This is a genomic window from Sphingomonas olei (assembly GCF_045369765.1).
GTDB classification, from domain to species: domain Bacteria; phylum Pseudomonadota; class Alphaproteobacteria; order Sphingomonadales; family Sphingomonadaceae; genus Sphingomonas; species Sphingomonas panaciterrae.
On the sequence record NZ_JBIQEU010000004.1, the window covers coordinates 249,318 to 271,034 of the forward strand.

The window sequence follows — 21,717 nt, forward strand, 5'->3', positions numbered from 1 at the left end:
ATCGTCGGAGCGGTGCGGTTACTCAGCCGCCTCGGCCAGGTCGCCGTCGTCCGCGTCTTCCATGCTCTTCAGCTCGACGTTGAGGCCCAGCGAACGCATTTCCTTGACGAGCACGTTGAAGCTCTCCGGAATGCCGGCCTCGAACGTGTCGTCGCCCTTGACGATCGCCTCATAGACCTTGGTGCGGCCGACCACGTCGTCGGACTTCACCGTCAGCATCTCCTGGAGCGTGTACGCCGCGCCATAAGCCTGCAGCGCCCACACCTCCATTTCGCCGAAGCGCTGGCCGCCGAACTGCGCCTTACCGCCCAGCGGCTGCTGGGTGACGAGGCTGTACGGCCCGATCGAACGTGCGTGGATCTTGTCGTCGACGAGGTGGTGGAGCTTCAGCATGTAGATGATGCCCACCGTCACCTTGCGGTCGAACTGATCGCCGGTACGCCCGTCGAACAGATCCGACTGACCCGACGGATCGAGACCCGCCAGCTCGAGCATGTTGGCGACGTCCTGCTCCACCGCACCGTCGAACACCGGAGTGCCCATCGGAACGCCGGGCTTCAGGTTGGTCGCCAGCTCGATGATGCCCTGCGCGTCACGTGCCTCGATCTCGTCGACATAATGGTCGCCGTAGATCGTCTTCAGCCGGTCCTTCACCGCCTCGGGCATGGCGCCCGGGGTGGCATCCGGATTGGCGTCACGCCATTCCTCCAGCTGCTGCGCGATCTGCTGGCCCAGGCCGCGGGCGGCCCAGCCGAGGTGCGTCTCGAAGATCTGACCGACGTTCATGCGCGACGGCACGCCCAGCGGGTTCAGCACGAGATCGACCGGCGTACCATCGGCGAGGAACGGCATGTCCTCCACCGGCAGGATGCGGCTGATGACGCCCTTGTTGCCGTGACGGCCGGCCATCTTGTCGCCCGGCTGCAGCTTGCGCTTCACCGCGACGAACACCTTGACCATCTTCAGCACGCCCGGCGGCAGCTCGTCGCCACGCTCCAGCTTCTCGCGACGATCCTCGAACTTCTCGCGGATCAGCTTGGCGGCCTCGTCATACTGCGCCTTCACCGCCTCGAGATCCGACTGGACCTTGTCGTCGGCGACCGCGAACTTCCACCATTCGTGGCGGTCGACGCTGTCGAGCGTGTCCTGATCGATCACGGCACCCTTCTTGGGGCCGCCCTTCGGCACCGCGGTCGCGGTCTGGCCGATCAGCATTTCGCGCAGGCGTGACCAGGTGGCGCGGTTGAGGATCGTGCGCTCGTCGTCCGAGTCCTTCTTCAGGCGCTCGATCTCCTCGCGCTCGATCGCCATCGCGCGCTCGTCCTTGTCGATGCCGTGACGGTTGAAGACCCGAACGTCGACAATCGTACCGGCAACGCCCGGCGGCAGGCGAAGCGAGGTGTCGCGCACGTCGCTGGCCTTCTCACCGAAGATGGCGCGGAGGAGCTTCTCTTCCGGCGTCATCGGGCTTTCGCCCTTCGGCGTGATCTTGCCGACAAGGATGTCGCCCGGCTCGACCTCGGCACCGACGTACACGATGCCCGCCTCGTCGAGGTTGCGCAGGGCTTCCTCGCCGACGTTCGGGATGTCGCGCGTGATGTCCTCGGGCCCGAGCTTCGTGTCGCGGGCCATCACCTCGAACTCGTCGATGTGGATCGACGTGAACACGTCGTCCTTCACGATACGCTCCGAGATGAGGATCGAGTCCTCGTAGTTGTAGCCGTTCCACGGCATGAACGCGACGAGCGCGTTGCGGCCGAGGGCGAGCTCACCGAATTCGGTCGACGGACCGTCGGCGAGGATGTCGCCGGCGTTGACCACGTCGCCCACCTTCACCAGCGGACGCTGGTTGATGCAGGTCGACTGGTTGGAACGCTGGAACTTCATCAGCGAGTAGATGTCGACGCCCGACTTGCCGGCATCGACCTCACCCGTGGCGCGGATCACGATGCGGCTGGCGTCGACCTGGTCGACGATGCCGGCGCGACGCGCCGAGATCGCGGCGCCCGAATCGCGCGCAACGGTCTCTTCCATGCCGGTGCCGACGAAGGGCGCTTCCGCCTTCACCAGCGGCACGGCCTGACGCTGCATATTCGAGCCCATGAGCGCGCGGTTGGCGTCGTCGTTTTCCAGGAACGGAATGAGCGAGGCGGCGACCGAGACCAGCTGCTTGGGCGACACGTCCATCAGCGTGATCGTCTCGGGCAGCGCCATGAGGAATTCGCCGGCCTGACGGGCCGAGATCAGTTCCTCGGTGAAGCGACCCTCGGCGTCGAGCTCGGCGTTCGCCTGCGCAACGGTGTGCTTCTGCTCTTCCATCGCGGAGAGGTACACGACCTCGCCGGTCACCTTGCCGTCCACCACGCGGCGGTACGGCGTCTCGATGAAGCCGTACTTGTTGACGCGCGCGAAGGTCGACAGCGAGTTGATGAGACCGATGTTCGGGCCTTCCGGCGTTTCGATCGGGCAGATACGGCCATAGTGCGTCGGGTGAACGTCGCGAACCTCGAAGCCCGCGCGCTCACGCGTCAGACCGCCCGGCCCGAGCGCCGAGACACGGCGCTTGTGCGTCACTTCGGACAGCGGGTTGGTCTGGTCCATGAACTGCGACAGCTGCGACGAGCCGAAGAATTCACGCACCGCGGCAACGGCCGGCTTCGCGTTGATGAGGTCGTTCGGCATGACGGTCGACACGTCGACCGAGCTCATCCGCTCCTTCACCGCGCGCTCCATGCGCAGCAGGCCGACGCGATACTGGTTCTCGAGCAGCTCGCCCACCGAACGCACGCGGCGGTTACCGAGGTTGTCGATGTCGTCGATCTCGCCCTTGCCGTCCTTCAGATCGACGAGGGTCTTCACCACGGCCAGAATGTCCTCGGTGCGCAGCGTCGTCACCGTGTCCTCGGCATCGAGGTCAAGGCGCATGTTGAGCTTCACGCGGCCGACGGCCGAGAGGTCGTAGCGGTCCGGATCGAAGAACAGGCCGGCGAACAGCGCCTCTGCCGTTTCCAGCGTCGGCGGCTCGCCAGGGCGCATCACGCGATAGATGTCCGACAGCGCCTGCTCGCGCTCTTCGGCCTTGTCGGCCTTCAGCGTGTTGCGGATCCACGGACCGGTCGTGACATGGTCGATGTCGAGCAGCTCGATCCGGTCGATGCCGGCGCGATCCAGCTTCTCGAGGTTGTCCGGGCCGATCTCATCGCCAGCCTCGACGTAGATCTCGCCGGTCTGCTCGTTGATGAGGTCATAGGCCGAATAGCGGCCGTAGATTTCCTCGGTCGGGATGAGGAGGTCGGTGAGGCCATCCTTCGCCGCCTTGTTGGCAGCGCGCGGGGTGACCTTGGTGCCCATCGGGAACACCACTTCGCCCGAATTCGCGTCGACCAGGTCGAACGTCGGCTTCACGCCGCGCCAGTTCTCGGCCGCGAACGGAATGCGCCAGCCACCCTCGCCGCGCACATACGTGACGCGGTTGTAGAAGTGGTTGAGGATTTCCTCGCTGTTGAGGCCGAGCGCGTAGAGCAGCGCCGTGACCGGCAGCTTGCGCTTACGGTCGATACGGACGTTGACGATGTCCTTGGCGTCGAACTCGAAATCGAGCCACGAACCGCGATACGGGATCACGCGGGCGGCAAAGAGATACTTGCCCGAGGCGTGCGTCTTGCCGCGGTCATGATCGAAGAGGACGCCCGGCGAGCGGTGCATCTGGCTGACGATCACGCGCTCCGTGCCGTTGATGAAGAACGTGCCGTTCTCCGTCATCAGCGGCATGTCGCCCATGTAGACGTCCTGCTCCTTGATATCGAGCACCGAGCGAGTTTCCGTTTCCGGGTCCACCTCGAACACGATCAGGCGCAGCGTCACGCGCATCGGCGCGGCATAGGTGATGCCGCGCTGGCGGCATTCCTCGACGTCGAACTTCGGCGGCTCAAGCTCGTAGTTCACGAAGTCGAGTTCCGCGGTGCCGGCGAAGTCGCGGATCGGGAAGACGCTGCGCAGCGTCTTCTCGAGGCCCGAGACATAGCCGATCGACGGGTCGGACCGCAGGAACTGTTCGTAGCTTTCGCGCTGCACCTCGATCAGGTTCGGCATCTGCACCACTTCGTGGATGTTGCCGAAAACCTTGCGGATGCGGCGCTTTGCGGTGCCGCCTTCGATCGCCTTGGTTGCCATGTAGCTGTCTGCCTTGGTCTAATTCGTCCGGGCGCAGGACAAGACGCCAAAAGGCCGCGCGTCATGTTCCGGATCCGGAACCAACGGCAGCCTTGCAGCGTCTTATGAACCCACCTGCTCCAATCCGTTCGACATAGTGCGCGACGCCATGTCATTTCCCGAAGCTGTGGTAACCGGCCGGATATAGGGGAGGGGTCGCCCTCCGTCAACCGGACCTGGCGACCGCAAGGGGTCAAAGGCCTGATGCCGGGCGGTAAAGGCTGAAGAAGCCGCCACACCCTGCCACGCGGCGTTTGGTGGTGCGGCCGGACCGCCCTACAGGCGGCGGCGCGGCAGTGATTCCGTTGCCCCGTGTTCAGGGTTCAGACGATAACGCGATGACGATGGCAGGGACGAAGAAGGGGCGGCGCGCGGCGCTGGTGGCGGGCGCGTGGATTGCGTTTGCCGGTGGTGCGGCGCTGGCGCAGGACGTGCCGACGAGCACCCCCGATCTCGGCAACTTCAGCCTGCCGCCCTCGCAGCCGACGCCGACGCCGACCAGCGCGCCGGTCGGACCGGCCGACGAGGCGCCAGCGACCAACGCTGCGGCGCCGATCATCCGCCCACCCGCGCCGCGCCCAACGCCAACCGTGACCCCGACGCCGCGGGCGACGGCCACGCCGCAGCCCGCCGAGTCGCCGCGCGCCGCGCCGAGTCCGGTGGCTACGCCGACTCCGGTGCCGGCGCCGGTGCTCGATGAGCAGCCGACGCTTATTGAAACGCCCGCGGTCGGAGCGGATGCTGCACCTGTTGCGGGCAGCGATGCAGGTGAAGCTCCCGACTCGACGGTTGAGCCGACGCCAGAAGAGTCAGTCGACGTTGATGGTGAGGCGCCGGCGGCGGAGTCTGAGCCGACGTCCTGGTTCTGGCCGGTGGCGATCGGCCTTGGGTTGCTCGCTGCCGCGGGACTTTATTTGTGGCGTCGCAGGGCGCGCGTGCGCGGTCGGGTGCCGGCGGATCGGGCGGCTCCAGCGGTGGAGCCCGCCCGGCCGGTGGAGCCGGTCCGGCCAGGCGCGCCCGCCGGCGCTGCTGCTGCGCCCACGGGCAAGCCGCGCTTCCTTGATCGCGGGCGTGATGACGTGGCGCCCGCGGCGCCGGCCGCGCCTTTGCCGGCCGCACGGCTTGATCTCGACGTGCCGACCGTCAGCCGCGCGGGGCTGAACATGGTGACTGCGACCGCTGATGTGACGGTGACGGTTCGCAACGCGTCGGACGTGCCCGCGCGCGGCGTGGCGGTGGAGATTCGGCTGACGAGCGCGCAGCCGGGGCAGGATGCGGTGCTTGCCGCCATGTTCGCCGAGCCGGTCGGTCGCCCGGCGGTGCCGCCGTTCGACCTGATGCCGGGTGAGTCGCGACGCGTCCGTGCGGTCGCCGCGATGCCGCGCGATGCGATCACCGTGTTGCAGGCGGGGGACCGGCCGATGTTTGTGCCGGTGGTCGCGATCCGCGCCGTTCACAGCGGCGGTCAGACGACGTCAGTGCACGCATTGGGAATCGAGCGTGCCGGCCAGGCGAAGCTGGGGCCGTTCTGGCTCGACCAGCCGTCGCGCATGTTCGACACGATCGGCGTACGCCCGCACACTGGCCGCTGAGGCGGTCGACGTCGCTGCTGCCGACACGTGGCAGGCGCGCTCAAGGGATTGACGCGCGCCGCTGACGGGCTGCGGAAAGCACTCTGTTCAGATGCCGGCGGCTCGCACACGAACGGGCGCGCCGGTGCCTGAGCCCGAGAGGCCAACGCGCGTGCGCTGATCCAGCGCCGTGCCTGGTTCTCCACCCGCTGCAATCACGCAAAAGAAAAGGCGGCTCCCCTTAGGGAAGCCGCCTTTCCTCGCAATCGTGGCCCGAAGGCCGAACACGGTGCGGACCAGAAGGCCCGCCCCGCGCCGCTGCTTACTTGAGCTCGACAGTCGCGCCGGCTTCTTCCAGCTGCTTCTTGATCTTCTCGGCTTCGTCCTTCGACACGCCTTCCTTGACCGGCTTCGGCGCGCCCTCGACGAGGGTCTTCGCTTCGGTCAGGCCCAGGCCGGTGATCGCGCGGACTTCCTTGATGACGTTGATCTTCTTGCCACCGTCGCCGGTGAGGATCACGTCGAACTCGGTCTTCTCTTCAGCGGCCGGAGCAGCTGCGCCGCCACCAGCTGCCGGAGCTGCTGCAACCGCTGCTGCGGCCGAAACGCCCCACTTCTCTTCGAGGAGCTTCGAGAGCTCAGCCGCCTCGAGGACGGTCAGTTCGGACAGCTGGTCAACCAGCGCGTTCAGGTCTGCCATGATATACTTCCTTTGAAACGTTCAGATGAAACGATGCTGCCTGAAGGATCAGGCGGCTTCCTTTTCCGAGTAAGCTGCAAGCACGCGCGCGATCTGCGCGGCGGGCGCCTGGGTGATGGTCGCGATCTTGGTGGCCGGGGCCACGATGAGACCGACGATCTTCGCCCGGAGCTCGTCGAGCGACGGCATCGTGGCGAGCGCCTTCACGCCCTCCACGTCGAGCTTGGTCGCACCCATGCCGCCGCCGACGATCTCGAACTTGTCGGTCGTCTTGGCGAAGTCCACGGCCACCTTGGCAGCCGCAACGGGGTCGACCGAGGTCGCGAGACCGACCGGACCGGTGAAATATTCACCCAGGCCGTCATAGTCGGTGCCATCGAGCGCGATCTTGGCAAGCTTGTTCTTCGAGACCTTGTAGACGGCACCGGCCTCGCGCATCTTCGTCCTCAGCTGCGTCGACTGGGCGACGGTGAGGCCGAGGTTGCGGGTGACGACCACCACGCCGACCTCGGAGAAGGTCTGCTTGAGTTCGGCGACGGCTTGGGCCTTTTCAGCACGATCCATGCCATTCTCCACACTTTGGCCGCATCCCGAAGGCTGCAGCCGGTTACGATCCGCATGCGGCAGATACCGCATACGGTTGTCCAGCGAAGGGGAATGGGAAGCAGTCGCACGGCGCGGGAGTGATCCCGTAAGCGGTGCGGCAAACCGAAGCACGCGGGCGCGCTGCGGCAAAATCCTGTCCCCGTCTCGGCGGGGAATTAAGGGCGCCAGGGCCCACCCGCTGTCTCGGACGGCGTCACGGCCGGGGCCATGACAAGTCGCGCTCCCTAGCGGAATCCGCGCGCGGGTCAAGTGTCGTCAAACTACCACGGAATTGCAACCGATCGGACGCCGTGGCGCCACGGCCGCGTCATCCATCCCGGGCAGAGGTGCCGAAACGATCACGCCTCTGGGGGGAAGAAGATGACCGAATCGCGTTTCGTCTATGACGACGGTGACATCGACACGAACGGCAGCGCCAACCAGCATCTCAGCGATCTCATCGCGCGACGCTATTCGCGGCGGCAGACGTTGCGCGGCGGCCTGACCGCGATGACCACGGCCGTGTTCGGCGGCGTCCTGCTGGCCGGCTGCGACGACGACGGCGATCTGGTGACGGTAGAGCCGATAACGGTCTCGTCCGGCCAGGCCGCGAGCGTGAGCGCGGGCAAGACGGTCACGCTTCGGGGTACCGCCAGCAGCGCGGCGCAATTGGTGCGCTGGACGCAGGTGAGCGGGCCGCAGGTCACGTTGAACAACGCCAATAGCGCGAGCGCGACCTTCATCGCTCCGGCGGTGAGCGCGTCGATGCCGCTGGTGTTCCGCTTCACCGGAACGAGCGGCCTCGGCGATAGCGCCACCGCTGACACGACGATCACGGTGACGCCCGCGACGCTGGACTTCGTCGCGGTGGCGAAGAATCGCAACGATCTGGTGACGGTGCCCGCCGGCTATCTGGTGACGGTGCTCTACCGGCTAGGGGACCCGATCAACGCCAGCACGTCGGCCTATGCCAATGACGGGACGGACACGAACTTCGCGGCGCGCGCGGGCGATCATCATGATGGCATGAGCTTCTTCGGGCTCGCTGCGACAGGCGCGACGCGCGATGCGGCGGGCAGCACGCGCGGGCTGCTGGTGCTCAATCACGAGAATATCACCGAAGGCTATCTTCACCCGCGGGGGCAGACGATCACCGGCGGCGTGCGGCCCGAGGCGGAAGCGATCAAGGAGATCGAGGCGCATGGCGTGTCGGTGATCGAGGTGACGCGCGGCGCGTCGGCCTGGAGCTATGTCCAGTCATCGGCGCTGAACCGCCGCATCACGCCGAATACCCCGATGACCTTCAATGGCCCCGCGCGCGGCAACCCGCTGCTGCGCACCGCTTATTCAAAGGACGGGACGCAGGGGCGGGGCACGATCAACAATTGCGCCAACGGGATGATGCCGTGGGGCACCTATGCCACCGCGGAGGAGAATTGGGCCGGCTATTTCCGGCGCGATCGCGGGGACGCCGCGGTGCGCAGCAGCGCGGGGCGGGCGAAGGAGAATGTCAGCCTGGCGCGCTATGGCATCAGTGAGGGGCGCGCCGGCAATTACGGCTGGACGACGGTGACCCCGGCGGACGCGAGCAGCACGATCTTCCGCAAATGGAATGCGACGGCGATCGCGGACGCGGCGGCCGATGGCACGGCCGATTTCCGCCACGAGCCATTCCAATATGGCTGGATCGTCGAGATCGACCCGTACAATCCCCAGTCCACGCCGCGCAAACGCACGGCACTGGGCCGCATGAACCATGAGGGCGTGGAGCCGAGCCGGATGGTCGCCGGCGTACGGCCGGCCTTCTACATGGGCGACGACGCCCAGAACGAATATATCTACAAGTTCGTGTCGAGCACCCCCTGGTCAGCCAGCGACGCCAATGCCGCCGATCGCCTCGCGGTGGGCGACAAATATCTCGACGCCGGCACGCTCTATGTCGCGAAGTTCAACGCCGACGGCAGCGGGCAGTGGCTGCCGCTCACGTTCGGCAGCGGGCCGCTGACCAGCGGCAATGCGACCTATCCGTTCGCGGATCAGGCAGACGTGCTGATCAACACGCGCCTTGCCGCGGACCTGTTGGGCGCGACGCCGATGGACCGACCGGAATGGACCGCGGTGAACCCGGCGAACGGCGAGATGTATTGCACGCTCACCAACAATTCCTCGCGCAGCCCGGCGCGCACCGATGCCGCCAACCCGCGCGCCTATGTCGATCCGCGCACTGACGGGCGCAACAACAGTGCGGGGAACGTCAACGGCCATGTCATCCGCCTGCGCGAGAATGGCGACACGACCGAGGCGGCGGCCTTCACCTGGGACGTCTATGCCTTTGGTGCCGGCAGCGACCTCAACAAGGACAATATCAATCTGTCGGGGCTGGACGACAGCAACGACTTCTCTTCGCCTGATGGCCTGTGGTTCAGCCTGCCGTCGAACGTCGCAGGTCAGGGGGCAAGCCCGGTGATGTGGCTGCAGACCGATGATGGCGCCTTTACCGATGTGACCAACAACCAGATGCTCGCCGCGATTCCGGGGCGGGTGGGTGATGGCGGCACGAAGACCGTGAACAATGCGACGCCGGCGGGTACCAGCACGGCGACGACGCGGGTAGGCAAGGCGCCGGGCGCGACGCTCAAGCGGTTCCTGGTCGGTCCGAAGGAGTGCGAGATCACCGGCATAACCTCGACGCCGGACGGCAAGGCCCTGTTCGTCAACATCCAGCACCCCGGCGAGAATGGCGGGCCGGACAATATCACGTCGAACTGGCCGGCCTCGCAGAGCGGCACTTCGGCCAGCGCCAGCCGCCCGCGTTCGGCGACGATCGTGATCACCCGCGAGGATGGCGGGCTGGTCGGGATCTGATCTTCAGGAGGGCGTCATCCTCGCGCTGCCGAGGATGACGCCTTTCCCGTTGCTAGCGATCGGTGCGGATTGCCCCTGCCTCGCGCACCGCCTTCAGCGTCGGCCAGCCGTTGACCGCCATCAGCAGGTCCGCCTCCGCCAGGATGCATTTCAGCACGTGCGCGCAGCCCGGCGCACCGCCCAATGCCAGGCCGTAGGAATAGGGCCGGCCGACGCCCACGGCGTCCGCGCCCAAGGCGATCGCCTTCACCACGTCGGTGCCCGACCGGATACCCGAATCGAACAGCACCGGCACGCGCCCCGCCACCGCGTCAGCCACTTCCGGCAGCATGTCGATCGCCGCGATCCCGCCGTTCGCCTGCCGTCCGCCGTGGTTGGAAACGTAGATGCCATCCGCGCCGGTATCGATCGCACGGCGCGCGTCGTCCGGATGGCAGATGCCCTTCAGCACGATCGGCAGCTTGGTGATCGATTTCAGCCAGGCCATGTCGTCCCACGTCAGCACCTTGCCGAACGTCGCGCCCCAGGTGCCGATCGCGGTGCGCAGATCCTCCTCCGGTGCCCTGCCGCCCAGCATCTGGCGGAAGCGAGGGTCGACGAAGTAATTCTGCAGCACATGGCCGCGCAGCTGCGGGAAGTTGGACGGGTTGAGATCGCGCGGCCGCCAGCCAGTCACCCAGGTGTCGAGCGTGACGACGATCGCCTTGTAGCCGGCGTTTTCCGCGCGGGAGACGAGGCTTTCGGCCAGTTCCTTGTCGCGCGGCGTGTAGAGCTGGAAGAACGCCGGGGTCTCCCCGCAGGCGGCCTTCACGTCCTCCATCGGATCGTTCGAGAGGGTGGAGGCGGTCAGCGGGACGCCGGTCATCGCCGAGGCCTGCGCTGCGGCCAGATCGCCATGCTGATCCTGGGTCATCATGCCGGTGACGCCGATCGGGGCCATGAACAAGGGCGAGGGCAGCTTCAGCCCGAACAGGTCGATCGACAGGTCGCGGTGCGTCGCGTCGACCATCATCCGCGGCACCATGCCCCAGTGGCGGAAGGCGCGGGCGTTCTCGTCCTGGGTATATTCGTCGCCGCAGCCGCCCTGGACATAGGTCAGCACGTGCGGCGGCAGCGCGGCTTGCGCGCGCTTCTCCAGCGTCGCAAAATCGACCGGGTAGGTGGGGACGATGCCGGACAGGCCGGCGCCATAGATCTGGGTCTGCAAGTCGCCGTAATGCGGCATGGGGTACGCTCTCCTTTGCGCGCATTGTCGCGGGCGGGAGAGGCGTTGTCACGCCTTGGGACGAGAAAAGCGGTCAGCCGATAAGTTGTTGATATAGAATGATGTAATCTTCCGCCATGCGCTCGACGCTGAACCGTTCGGCGACGCGGGCGCGGCAGGTGGCGCGGTCGATCTCCCCCACGCGCTCGATCGCGGCGACCGCCTCGTCCAGCGTGTCGACGAGGAATCCGGTGACGCCATGTTCGATCAGCTCGGGCATCGAGCCGCGATTGTAGGCGATGACGGGGGTGCCGCAGGCCATCGCCTCCACCACCGAGAGGCCGAAGGGTTCGTCGAAGCCGATGAGGTGGAGGAGGGCGCTGGCCTGGCCCAAGGCGCGGGTGCGTTCTTCGCCGCCGACGACGCCGCGGAAGACGACGCGGTCGTTGTCGATGTGCGGCGCGACGTCGCGTTCGTGATACCCCTGGTCCTGCACGAGGCCCGCCATGACCAGCCGCCTGCCGGCCGCCTTTGCCGCGGCAATGGCGGCGTGGGGGCCTTTATCCGGATGAATTCGGCCGAAAAAGAGCAGGTCCTGGCCACCAGCATGGTCAAAGGGAAAATCGTCCAAGGGGATGCCGTGATGGATCGTCGCGGCATAGCGCAATGAGGGGTGGCGATCCGCGTCGCTGATCGAGACGTAATGCACGTGATCGTCATAGCGCTGGTACACCGGCACGATCCGTTCGGAGGAAAAGCCGTGGATCGTCGTCAGCATCGGCGTGTCGATCAGCCGCGACCAGGCGAGCGGCATGAAATCGGCCTGGTTGTGGATGAGGTCGAAATCGCCCGCGCGCTCGATGCAATGCGCGATGTGCATCGCCTCCCACACCTTGGCGTCGAGGTGCGGTGGCTCCGAATAGCCGCGCGGGGCGACGCCCTCCAATTTGCCGGCGGTGCGCGAGTTCTGCGTCGCGAAAAGCGTGACGTCGACGCCGCGCGCGACCAGTGCCTCGGTCAAGAGGCTGGTCACCAATTCCCACGGGCCATAGCCGGTCGGCGGCGTCGGCCAGGAGATCGACGACAACATGGCAATGCGCATCAGGCGAGTAGCTCCACGACATAGGCTTCATCGGCATCGATCGTGCCGTCGAACGTTGCCCGCGTGCCGGTGGCGACGATGATCCGGCCGGGGCGGGTGGCATCGGGCAGCGCCACATCGCGCGGCGTGCTGCCGAGATTGAGGACGACCAGCAGCCGCTCGTCGCCGTGGCGGCGCTCATAGATGAGCACGTCGGTAGGCGCGGCGTGCAGCGCCATGCTGCCGAGCGACAGTGCGGGACTGGCGCGGCGCGCGGCGAGCAGGCGGCGGTAGAGCCAGAGCATCGAGGCCGGGTCCGCCTCCTGCGCCGCGACATTGCGGGCGCGCCAGTCGGGGTGGAGCGGCAGCCACGGCTCGGCGGTGGAAAAGCCGGCGTTGGGCGAGCCATCCCAGGCCGTCGGCGTGCGCGAGCGGTCGCGGCCGAGACCCATGCCGGGCTGGCGCAGGTCCTGCGGGTCGCGGATCCGGTCGGGCGGGATATCGACCTTTCCGATGCCGATTTCATCGCCCTGATAGAGTGTCGGGGTGCCGCGCAGCGTGAGCAGCAGCATGGCGGCGACACGGGCTTGGCGTTCCCCGATGCGCGCGGCGATGCGTGGCGCGTCGTGGCTGCCGATCACCCAATTGGGCCAGCCGTGTTCGGGAATGGCGGCATCGTAGCTGGCGATCAGCGCGGCCAGCGTGTCGCGATCCCACGGGTTTTCGATCAGCTCGAAATTAAAGGGCAATTGGACATAGGGCTGATCCGCCGGGCCGTACCAGCGCATCAGGCGATCGAGCGGCAGGAAGATCTCCCCCACCAGCAAGGTCTCGCCATAGCTGTCGGCAAGCTCCCGGAACTGGCGGGCAAAGTCATAAGCCTCGGGCTGGTCGGTCGAGTTCAGCTGAATGAGGCGCAGCTTCTCCGCCATCCCCTCGCGCCAGTCGGGGTTGGGCGGATTGTCCGGCAGGCCTTGCGCCTTCACGATGTGCCACAACACGTCGATGCGGAAGCCGTCTACGCCGCGGTCGAGCCAGAAGCGCAGCACATCGGTCATCGCCGCCGCGACCTCAGAATTGCGCCAGTTGAGGTCGGCCTGTTCCTTCAGGAAGGTGTGGAGATAATATTGACCGGTCGCGGAATCGAACTCCCACGCCGGGCCGCCCATGTCGCTGATCCAGTTGTTGGGCGGGCCGCCGTCCGGCGCGGGATCGCGCCAGAAATACCAGTCACGTTTCGGATTGTCGCGGCTGGAGCGGCTCTCGACGAACCAGGGATGTCGGGTCGAGGAATGGTTGGGGACGAAATCGAGCAGCAATTTGAGCCCGCGCGCATGGACCGCGGCGAGCAGGCGGTCGAAGGCGGCGAGATCGCCGAACATTGGCTCTACGCCGGTATAATCGGCGACGTCATAGCCGAAGTCGGCCATCGGCGAGGGGAAGATCGGCGAGAGCCAGATCGCGTCGACGCCGAGCGAGGCGATATGATCGAGATGCGCCTCGATCCCGGCAAGGTCGCCGATGCCGTCGCCATCGCTGTCCGCGAAGGAGCGTGGATAGACCTGATAGATGACGCCGCGCTTCCACCAGGGCGCAGCGATGGTGCCCTCGCTCATGCGGTTCGTAACGCCTCGGCAACGGATGGGTTCACGCGGGCCATGCCGCCGGCGGCAGCGGGCAACAAAAAAGGCCGGAGGTTGCCCCCCGGCCTTCTTCGTTACGCTAACTGAAACGTCGGATCAGGCCGAAGCGACTTCCGCCACGTCGATCTTGATGCCCGCACCCATGGTGCTGGAGATCGCGACCTTGCGGACGTACTTGCCCTTGGCGCCGGCCGGCTTGGCCTTGACCACCGCGTCGACCAGCGCGTCGAAGTTCGCGCGCAGGTCCTCGGCCGGGAAGCTTGCCTTGCCGATGCCCGAGTGGATGATACCGGCCTTTTCGACGCGATATTCGACCTGGCCGCCCTTGGCAGCCTTCACCGCCTCGGCGACGTTCATCGTCACGGTGCCGAGCTTCGGGTTCGGCATCAGGCCCTTGGGACCCAGAACCTTACCGAGACGGCCGACGATGCCCATCATGTCCGGGGTCGCGATGCAGCGATCGAAGTCGATCTTGCCGCCCTGGATGGTTTCCATCAGGTCTTCCGCACCGACGACGTCGGCGCCGGCAGCCAGTGCCTCTTCAGCCTTTGCGCCGCGGGCGAACACGCCGACGCGAACGGTCTTGCCGGTGCCCTTGGGCAGCGTGACGACGCCGCGGACCATCTGGTCAGCGTGACGCGGATCGACGCCGAGGTTCAGCGCGACTTCGATCGTCTCGTCGAACTTGGAGGTCGCACCCGACTTGGCGAGGCTGATCGCCTCGTCGACGCCGTGCAGCTTCTCGCGGTCGATCGTGATCGCCTTCTGCTTCTTCGTGAGCTTCGCCATGTTCTTAGCCCTCCACAACCTGGAGGCCCATCGCGCGAGCGGAGCCTTCGATGATCTTCGTTGCTGCGTCGATGTCGTTCGCGTTCAGGTCCTTCATCTTGGCCTGTGCGATCTCGGCGAGCTGCGAGCGCTTGATGGTTCCCGCGCTGGTCTTGCCCGGCTCCTTCGAGCCCGACTTCAGGTTCAGCGCCTTCTTGATGAGGAAGGTCGCCGGCGGCGTCTTCGTCTCGAAGCTGAACGAGCGGTCGGCGTAGACGGTGATGACGGTGGGGAGGGGCGAACCCTTTTCCATGTCAGCGGTCTGCGCGTTGAACGCCTTGCAGAATTCCATGATGTTCACGCCGCGCTGACCCAGCGCCGGGCCGATCGGCGGCGACGGGTTTGCAGCGCCGGCAGGCACCTGCAGCTTGATATAGCCTGTGATTTTCTTCGCCATGTCACTCTCTTTAAGTTTAGCGGTGGTCTCGGGCGCGTTGCCGCACCCTCCCGCAAGCGTTCCAGCGATTTACCTGGAAGAGCGCGCGCATAGCGGGGTCGCGGGGAAAAATCCAGTCCGGCGCGGCCCCGCCATGCGTGTGGTTGATGCCGCGGATCAGGTCATCGCCATCAGGCTGGCGTTGCCGCCGGCCGCGGTGGTGTTGATCGAGGTGGACACCTCCTCGACCAGCCATTCGAGGCGATAGTCGTTCGCCTGCGTCAGCACGATGGGGCCATCGAGCGCGGCGATTCGCTGTTGCAGGTCGCGCACGCGCGCGGCGTCGCCCTCGATCAGCGCGCCGGCATAGGGGCCGTCGTTGGACCAGTCGCTGGTCCAGCGGACGCGGGCGGCGATCGGGGCCGGCAGATCGGCCCGGAAAGCGGCGTCGACCACGAGGTCGTTGCCGGTAGCGAGCGCGGCGGCGAGCTGCGCCATCAGCCCGGCGCTGGTTTCGGGGAGCAGCAGGATCCGGCCGCGCGGGTGGAGGGCGTAGAGGTTGCGCTCCCCCACCGGGCCGTCGAGCTCTGCCTCAAGGCCGAGCGGGGAGGCGGCGGCAATGTCGCGGGCGCGGGTGGCGGAGGGTTCGTCGCCGCGCTGTTCCAGCCAGAGCGCGAGGTCGCGGGTGGCGGCATCGGCTGCCGTCGACGTGCCGGCGGGCGCCTCGATCGCGCCGCGCACCAGCCGGCCGAGATAGAGCGGGCCGCCCGCCTTGGGTCCGGTGCCCGACAGGCCGCGGCCGCCGAATGGCTGGACGCCGACGATGGCGCCGATGACGTTGCGGTTGATGTAGAGATTGCCCGCCTTCACCCGCGCGGTGACATGGGCGATCGTCTCGTCGAGGCGGGTGTGGAGGCCGAAGGTCAGGCCGTAGCCGGTGGCGTTGATGCGGTCGATCAGCGCGTCGAGCCCGCTGCGCTTGTAGCGGATGACGTGGAGGACCGGGCCGAACACCTCGCGCTGAAGCTCGGCGATGTCGGGCAGCTCGATGATCGTCGGGGCGACGAAGGTGCCGTGCGTGGTCGCCTCGCCGAGCGGGAGCGAATCGACCTTGTGGCCGCGGTCGCGCATCGCGGCGATGTGGCGGGTGATGTTGCCTTGCGCCTCGGCGGTGATGACCGGGCCGATGTCGACCGCCAGCCGATCGGTGCGGCCGATGCGCAGCTCCTGCAGCGCGCCGCGCAGCATGGTGAGGATACGGTCGGCGACCTCCTCCTGAAGGCACAGGATGCGCAGCGCCGAGCAACGCTGGCCGGCGCTGTCGAAGGCGGAGGCGATGACGTCCGCCACCACCTGTTCGGCAAGCGCGGAGCTGTCGACGATCATGGCGTTCTGGCCGCCCGTCTCGGCGATCAGCGGGATCGGCGCGCCATCGGCAGAGACGCGGGTGGCGAGTTCGCGCTGGATGAGGCGGGCGACCTCGGTCGAGCCGGTGAACATCACGGCGGCGGTTTCGGGCGCGGCGACGAGGGCGGCACCGATCGATCCGTCGCCGGGAACGAGCTGTAGCGCGTCGGTGGGGACGCCGGCCGCGTGGAGGATGGCAACGGCCTGCGCGGCGATCAGCGGGGTTTCCTCAGCCGGTTTCGCCAGCACGGTGTTGCCCGCGACGAGCGCGGCGGCGACCTGGCCGGTGAAGATTGCCAGCGGGAAGTTCCACGGGCTGATGCAGGTGACGGTGCCGAGCGGCTGGTGCGCGGGGCCGAAGCCGCGCCGCGCCTGATCGGCATAATAGCGCAGGAAGTCGATCGCCTCGCGCACCTCGCCGATGGCGTTGGGGACGGACTTGCCGGCCTCGCGCACGGTCAGGCCGATCAGCTCGGCCATGCGCGCCTGCATCGTGTCGGCGGCGCGATCGAGGATGGCGGCGCGGTCAGCCGGGGAGGTGGCGGCCCATGACTGGGCGGCGGCGGCGGCGGTGCGCGCGGCGGCCGATGCCTGCTCGGGGCTTGCCTCGACGACGGTGCCGACGGTGTCGCGGTGGTCGGCGGGGTTCAGCACGGGGCGGGGGGTGCCCTGCCCATCATTGGGGGCGGCGCGCCAGTTGCTGTGGGCGCCGGCCTGCAACGTCGCGGCCAATGCGGCGAGCGTGCGCTCGTCGGTGAGGTCGAGGCCGTCCGAATTGCGGCGGCGGGGGTAGAGGTCGGCTGGGAGCGCGATCGCGGCGTGCTTCTGCCCCGGCGTGTCGGCCGCGCGGACGATCGCGACCGGATCGGCGACGAGATCGGCGATGGAGACTTCGGGATCGGCGATGCGGTTCACGAACGAGCTGTTGGCGCCGTTCTCCAACAGGCGGCGGACGAGATAGGCGAGCAATGTCTCGTGCGTGCCGACCGGGGCGTAGATGCGGCAGGGGCGGTTGAGCTTATCCCCGCCGACCACCTCGTCATACAGCGGCTCGCCCATGCCGTGGAGGCACTGGAATTCGTAATCGCCGATGGTGAAGTCGGGGCCGGCCATGGCGTGGACGGTCGCCAGCGTCTGCGCATTGTGGGTGGCGAACTGCGGGAACACCGCGTCGCGGTTCGCCAGCAGGCGGCGGGCGCAGGCGAGGTACGAGACGTCGGTGTGGATCTTGCGCGTGTAGACGGGGAAGTCCGACTGGCCGTCGACCTGCGCGCGCTTGATCTCGGCATCCCAATAGGCGCCCTTGACCAGACGGACCATGATGCGGCGGTTGGCGCGGCGGGCGAGGTCGACGATCCAGTCGATGACGAAGGGGCAGCGCTTGCCATAGGCCTGGATGACGAAGCCGAGGCCGTGCCACCCGGCGAGCGCGGGATCGAGCGCGAGGCTTTCGAGAAGGTCGAGCGAGAGTTCGAGCCGGTCGGCCTCCTCCGCGTCGATGTTGAAGCCGATGTCATAGCCCCTGGCGATTAGGGCGAGCGCGCGGACGCGGGGCAGCAGCTCGGCCATGACGCGGTCGCCCTGGGCGCGGGCGTAACGGGGGTGGAGGGCGGAGAGCTTGATCGAGATTCCGGGGCCGGCATAGATGCCGCGGCCGGCCGACGCCTTGCCGATGGCGTGAACCGCGGTTTCATAGTCGCGGTAATAGCGGTCGGCGTCGGCGGCGGTGGTCGCGGCCTCGCCCAGCATGTCGTAGCTGTAGCCGAAGCCGCGCGCTTCCAGCGGGCGGGCGCGCTTCAGCGCCTCCTCGATCGTCTCGCCGGTGACGAACTGCTCGCCCATCATGCGCATCGCCATGTCGACGCCGCGGCGGATGACAGGTTCGCCGGCGCGCGCGATCAGGCGGGTGAGCGCGGCGGCGAGACCGCGGTCGTTGACGCTGTTGGTGAGCTTGCCCGTCACCACCAGGCCCCAGGTGGCGGCGTTGACGAACAGCGAGCGGCCGTCGCCGATGTGGCTGCGCCAGTCGCCGCCGGCGATCTTGTCGCGGATCAGTGCGTCGCGGGTGTCGTCGTCGGGGATGCGCAGCAGCGCCTCGGCGAGGCACATCAAGGCGACGCCCTCCTGGCTGGAGAGGGCATATTCCTGCACCAGACCCTCGACGCCGGTGCCCTTGTGCTTGGCGCGCAGCGCGGTGATCAGCTTCGTCGCGGTCGCCAGCGCCCGGGCCTTTGTCTCCTCCGGCAGAGTCGCTTCGTCGAGCAGGGGGGCGAGCGCCTCCGGCTCCGGGCGGCGGGTGGCGGCGGTGATCGCGGCGCGGAGCGGTGTCGCGGCGCGGACCGGCGGGGAAAAATCGGCGAACAGCGGGGGGAGATCGGCCATGGTCTCAGTCCGGAAAGTTGATGGCCGCTATATAGTGAGGCTCGTCCGGGCGATCCGACTTATGATATGGCCTGTCTCAGACGCTTTGGCTTGTCATTGAGGCTGTGGATGGACGTTTCGCCCTTTGATCCGGAAGAACTCGACCCGTTCGACCGAAAGATCATCCAGATCCTGCGCGCCGACGGGCGGCTGTCGGTCACCGAGCTGGCGAAGCGCGTCGGGCTGTCCAAGACGCCGTGCCAGGTGCGGCTGAAGCGGCTGACCGATCGCGGGATCATCCGCGGCTTTCGCGCGGTGATCGACCCGGCGCGGCTGGGTCAGGGGCATGTCGCCTTTACCGAGGTGAAGCTGTCCGACACGCGCGAGGCGGCGCTGGAGGAATTCCGGCAGGGCGTGCTGGCTATTCCCGAGGTGGAGGAATGCCATATGATCGCCAGCCACTTCGATTATCTGCTGAAGGTCCGCACCGCCGACATGCGCAGCTATCGCGCGGTGCTGGGCGAGCGTATCTCGACGCTGCCCAATGTCTCGAGCACATCGACCTTCGTGGTGATGGAAACGATTCGCGACGCCGGGGGGTGAGGCGCGGCGGACGCGCTGGTCAGGAAGCGAGCTTTGCCGCCGGGGCGACGCCCAGCACGCTCATCAGCTTGTCGAGCGAATAGGGTTTGCGCAGCAGCGGGAAGCCGTGGTTCCCCTCCTCGGCCAGAACGTGGCTGTAGCCGCTGGTCAGCACGACGCGGCAATGCGGCCAGCGGCGTTCCACTTCCTTGGCAAGGTCGATCCCGCTGATCCCGGGCATCACCACGTCGGTAAAGACGAGATCGAAACCGCCGTTCGATTCCTCCAGCAGCCGAAGCGCGGATTCGCCGTTGGTCGCCCAGGTCGTCGTCTGGCCCAGTTCCTCCAGGAGGGTGCGGGCGAAGCGGCCGACCACCTCATTATCCTCGACCATCAGCACCCGCTGCGTCGGCAGCGCGTGGCGAAGCACCGCCGGTGTGAGCGGCTCCGCGGTCGGCGCGGCGGCGGCGCGGGGCAGGTAGATGGTGAAGGTGCTGCCGTGTCCGGGCGTGCTGCGCACGCTGATCTCGCCGCCCGATTGTTTGGCGAAGCCATAGGCCTGGCTGAGGCCAAGCCCAGTGCCGCGGCCGACCGCCTTGGTGGTGAAGAAGGGCTCGAAAATGCGGCCCTGCGTTTCGGCATCCATGCCGGTGCCGCTGTCGCTGATGTCGACGGCGACGAAATCGCCATCGACCGCGGCGTGGCGGCGAACGGAAGGAACGTGCGTGACGTTGCGCGCGGTGATCCGCAGCACACCGCCGTCAGGCATCGCGTCGCGCGCGTTGATCGCGATGTTGAGCACCGCGGATTCGAACTGGTTGGGATCGGCGGTGACGCAGCCGGCGTCGTCCGCCACCTCCACCTCGACCCGGACCGGCGAGCCGACGGTGGTGATGATCAGCCGTTCGAGGCCGAGCACGCGATCACCGACCGCGAACGTCTCGGGTTCGAGCGGCTGGCGCCGGGCGAAGGCGAGCAGATGGCCGGTGAGCTGCGCCGCGCGATCCGCCGTCTCGGCGATGGCGGCGATATAGCGCTGCCGTTTTTCCTCGCTCTGGTTGGGGAGTTGCAGCAGGTCGGCCGAGGAGCGGATGACGGTGAGCAGATTGTTGAAATCATGCGCCACGCCGCCGGTCAGCCGGCCGATCGCCTCCATCTTCTGGCTGTGCGCCAGCGCCTCGCGCGCGGTGTCGAGTTCCTCCTGCGCGCGGCGCCGCTCGGTCACGTCGCGCGTGATCTTGGTGAAGCCGGTGAGTGCGCCGGCATCGTCGTAGATCGGATCGATGACGACATGCGCCCAGAAGGTCGTGCCGTCCTTGCGCAGGCGCAGCGCCTCTTTCTCGAAGGTGCCGTGGATCAGCGCGGTGTGCAGCGCCTTGGCCGGTTCGCCGCGGTCGCGATCGGCCGGGATGTAGAAGCGGGAGAAATGGGTGCCGATGATCTCTTCGGCGGTATAGCCCTTGATCGCCTGCGCCCCGGCGTTCCAGCTCGACACATTGCCGTCGGGATCGAGCATGTAGATGGCGTAGTCGCGCACGCCCTGCACCAGCAGGCGGAATTGCTGCTCGCTGCGGAACAGCGCGCGTTCCGCCTCCTTCTTGTCGCTGATGTCACGCGTGACCTTGGCAAAGCCGATCAGCGTACCGTCTTCGTCATGGACCGGATCAATGACGACATTGGCCCAGAAGCGGGTGCCGTCCTTGCGCAGCCGCCAGCCTTCGGATTCGAATTTTCCCTCCGCCGCCGCGGTCTCAAGCGCGCGCATCGGAAGCCCGGTGGCGCGGTCCTCCGGCGTGTAGAAACGCGAGAAATGCTCACCGATGATCTCATCGGCGGTGTAGCCCTTGAACCGCTCCGCCCCGGGGTTCCAGCTGACCACGGAACCTGCGGTGTCGAGCAGGTATATGGCGTAATCCTTCACCGCGTTCAGCAGCAGCTGGGACCGGCGTTCGGTCTCCATCGCCAGCAGGTGCGGGGTGGGATTGGTGGTCATTGTCGCGAAAGACCTATGACCACCCGGTCGTTTCCGCAATCGAAATGGGCAAGCATTGAAAAGCAACGATAAAACGTTGTTTTCGGCTGGAAAAGGCCGGGCGGCGCGTGATTGTCCTCACCTATGTTGGTCCGCCCGGCGACCCAGCGCTATTCGTTGCGGGTGAGCGATGTCTTGCGCTTGATCGTCTGTTCGTTGGGCTGCCCCTTGTCGAGCGTGTCGGAGGGCCGCATCGCGTCGCCCTCTTCCTGATGCTCGGTCGACAGGTTGGGCCGCTTGGTTTCAGTCGTTGCGCGCTTGTCCATGGCT

At 67.1% G+C, this 21,717-nt stretch carries 14 protein-coding genes; 3 read left to right on the plus strand and 11 right to left on the minus strand.

Going from position 1 to position 21,717, the window contains the following annotated elements; genetic code table 11:
• Nucleotides 1-18: 18 nt before the first annotated feature.
• Entirely contained in the window at nucleotides 19-4,173 is a 4,155-nt protein-coding gene (gene rpoB / locus ACH0BU_RS07505; RefSeq protein ID WP_314472319.1) for a DNA-directed RNA polymerase subunit beta, read from the minus strand.
• A 383-nt stretch (nucleotides 4,174-4,556) separates the two neighbouring features.
• On the opposite strand from rpoB, the gene ACH0BU_RS07510 reads away from it, so the two are divergent.
• On the plus strand, nucleotides 4,557-5,804 hold the full coding sequence (locus ACH0BU_RS07510; RefSeq protein ID WP_296220854.1) for an LPXTG cell wall anchor domain-containing protein: 1,248 nt from the start codon (nucleotides 4,557-4,559) through the stop codon (nucleotides 5,802-5,804).
• Nucleotides 5,805-6,105: 301 nt separating this feature from the next.
• Here ACH0BU_RS07510 and rplL read toward each other — a convergent pair whose 3' ends face one another.
• Both rplL and rplJ read right to left on the minus strand, forming a co-directional pair.
• Nucleotides 6,106-6,483, minus strand: a complete 378-nt coding sequence (gene rplL, locus ACH0BU_RS07515; RefSeq protein WP_046406551.1) for a 50S ribosomal protein L7/L12 — start codon at nucleotides 6,481-6,483, stop codon at nucleotides 6,106-6,108.
• Nucleotides 6,484-6,531: 48 nt separating this feature from the next.
• The gene (gene rplJ / locus ACH0BU_RS07520) at nucleotides 6,532-7,047 is read right to left on the minus strand and encodes a 50S ribosomal protein L10 (RefSeq protein ID WP_046406553.1); all 516 of its coding nucleotides are present in this window, start codon (nucleotides 7,045-7,047) and stop codon (nucleotides 6,532-6,534) included.
• A 402-nt stretch (nucleotides 7,048-7,449) separates the two neighbouring features.
• Here rplJ and ACH0BU_RS07525 point away from each other — a divergent pair, with 402 nt between their 5' ends.
• Entirely contained in the window at nucleotides 7,450-9,933 is a 2,484-nt protein-coding gene (locus ACH0BU_RS07525) for a PhoX family protein (RefSeq protein WP_500263892.1), read from the plus strand.
• Nucleotides 9,934-9,985: 52 nt separating this feature from the next.
• On the opposite strand, the gene ACH0BU_RS07530 is transcribed toward ACH0BU_RS07525, so the two are convergent.
• The 6 genes from ACH0BU_RS07530 to putA all read right to left on the minus strand — a co-directional run bounded on the left by ACH0BU_RS07530 (nucleotide 9,986) and on the right by putA (nucleotide 18,854).
• A complete protein-coding gene (locus tag ACH0BU_RS07530; RefSeq protein ID WP_296220860.1) occupies nucleotides 9,986-11,158 on the minus strand; it encodes an alpha-hydroxy-acid oxidizing protein in 1,173 nt (390 codons plus the stop codon).
• A gap of 73 nt (nucleotides 11,159-11,231) precedes the next feature.
• Entirely contained in the window at nucleotides 11,232-12,239 is a 1,008-nt protein-coding gene (locus ACH0BU_RS07535; RefSeq protein ID WP_296220862.1) for a glycosyltransferase family 4 protein, read from the minus strand.
• Nucleotides 12,239-13,834 carry an alpha-amylase family glycosyl hydrolase gene (locus ACH0BU_RS07540; protein WP_296220863.1) on the minus strand — a complete coding sequence of 532 codons (1,596 nt, stop codon included), beginning with the start codon at nucleotides 13,832-13,834 and terminating at the stop codon, nucleotides 12,239-12,241. The genes ACH0BU_RS07535 and ACH0BU_RS07540 overlap by 1 nt, the downstream gene beginning before the upstream one ends.
• Nucleotides 13,835-13,957: 123 nt before the next feature.
• Nucleotides 13,958-14,650, minus strand: coding sequence for a 50S ribosomal protein L1 (gene rplA / locus ACH0BU_RS07545; RefSeq protein ID WP_046406428.1), 693 nt, complete (start codon nucleotides 14,648-14,650; stop codon nucleotides 13,958-13,960).
• A gap of 4 nt (nucleotides 14,651-14,654) precedes the next feature.
• Nucleotides 14,655-15,086, minus strand: a complete 432-nt coding sequence (gene rplK, locus ACH0BU_RS07550) for a 50S ribosomal protein L11 (protein WP_046406429.1) — start codon at nucleotides 15,084-15,086, stop codon at nucleotides 14,655-14,657.
• A 156-nt stretch (nucleotides 15,087-15,242) separates the two neighbouring features.
• On the minus strand, nucleotides 15,243-18,854 hold the full coding sequence (gene putA / locus ACH0BU_RS07555) for a trifunctional transcriptional regulator/proline dehydrogenase/L-glutamate gamma-semialdehyde dehydrogenase (protein ID WP_500263893.1): 3,612 nt from the start codon (nucleotides 18,852-18,854) through the stop codon (nucleotides 15,243-15,245).
• 108 nt (nucleotides 18,855-18,962) lie between these two features.
• Between putA and ACH0BU_RS07560 the strand changes: the two genes are divergently transcribed.
• Nucleotides 18,963-19,436, plus strand: a complete 474-nt coding sequence (locus ACH0BU_RS07560; RefSeq protein WP_125945253.1) for an Lrp/AsnC family transcriptional regulator — start codon at nucleotides 18,963-18,965, stop codon at nucleotides 19,434-19,436.
• A gap of 19 nt (nucleotides 19,437-19,455) precedes the next feature.
• Here the strand turns inward: ACH0BU_RS07560 and ACH0BU_RS07565 are convergent, their stop codons facing one another.
• Together ACH0BU_RS07565 and ACH0BU_RS07570 are read right to left on the minus strand one after the other, a co-directional pair.
• Nucleotides 19,456-21,408, minus strand: a complete 1,953-nt coding sequence (locus tag ACH0BU_RS07565; RefSeq protein WP_206430532.1) for a hybrid sensor histidine kinase/response regulator — start codon at nucleotides 21,406-21,408, stop codon at nucleotides 19,456-19,458.
• Nucleotides 21,409-21,557: 149 nt separating this feature from the next.
• A complete protein-coding gene (locus ACH0BU_RS07570; protein WP_296218924.1) occupies nucleotides 21,558-21,713 on the minus strand; it encodes a hypothetical protein in 156 nt (51 codons plus the stop codon).
• Nucleotides 21,714-21,717 lie beyond the last annotated feature (4 nt).

Bases quoted from the DNA above. Each gene is read 5' to 3' on its own strand.
- rpoB (WP_314472319.1), bottom strand. From the start codon at position 4,173: ATGGCAACCAAGGCGATCGAAGGCGGCACCGCAAAGCGCCGCATCCGC.
- ACH0BU_RS07510 (WP_296220854.1), top strand. From the start codon at position 4,557: ATGGCAGGGACGAAGAAGGGGCGGCGCGCGGCGCTGGTGGCGGGCGCG.
- rplL (WP_046406551.1), bottom strand. From the start codon at position 6,483: ATGGCAGACCTGAACGCGCTGGTTGACCAGCTGTCCGAACTGACCGTC.
- rplJ (WP_046406553.1), bottom strand. From the start codon at position 7,047: ATGGATCGTGCTGAAAAGGCCCAAGCCGTCGCCGAACTCAAGCAGACC.
- ACH0BU_RS07525 (WP_500263892.1), top strand. From the start codon at position 7,450: ATGACCGAATCGCGTTTCGTCTATGACGACGGTGACATCGACACGAAC.
- ACH0BU_RS07530 (WP_296220860.1), bottom strand. From the start codon at position 11,158: ATGCCGCATTACGGCGACTTGCAGACCCAGATCTATGGCGCCGGCCTG.
- ACH0BU_RS07535 (WP_296220862.1), bottom strand. From the start codon at position 12,239: ATGCGCATTGCCATGTTGTCGTCGATCTCCTGGCCGACGCCGCCGACC.
- ACH0BU_RS07540 (WP_296220863.1), bottom strand. From the start codon at position 13,834: ATGAGCGAGGGCACCATCGCTGCGCCCTGGTGGAAGCGCGGCGTCATC.
- rplA (WP_046406428.1), bottom strand. From the start codon at position 14,650: ATGGCGAAGCTCACGAAGAAGCAGAAGGCGATCACGATCGACCGCGAG.
- rplK (WP_046406429.1), bottom strand. From the start codon at position 15,086: ATGGCGAAGAAAATCACAGGCTATATCAAGCTGCAGGTGCCTGCCGGC.
- putA (WP_500263893.1), bottom strand. From the start codon at position 18,854: ATGGCCGATCTCCCCCCGCTGTTCGCCGATTTTTCCCCGCCGGTCCGC.
- ACH0BU_RS07560 (WP_125945253.1), top strand. From the start codon at position 18,963: ATGGACGTTTCGCCCTTTGATCCGGAAGAACTCGACCCGTTCGACCGA.
- ACH0BU_RS07565 (WP_206430532.1), bottom strand. From the start codon at position 21,408: ATGACCACCAATCCCACCCCGCACCTGCTGGCGATGGAGACCGAACGC.
- ACH0BU_RS07570 (WP_296218924.1), bottom strand. From the start codon at position 21,713: ATGGACAAGCGCGCAACGACTGAAACCAAGCGGCCCAACCTGTCGACC.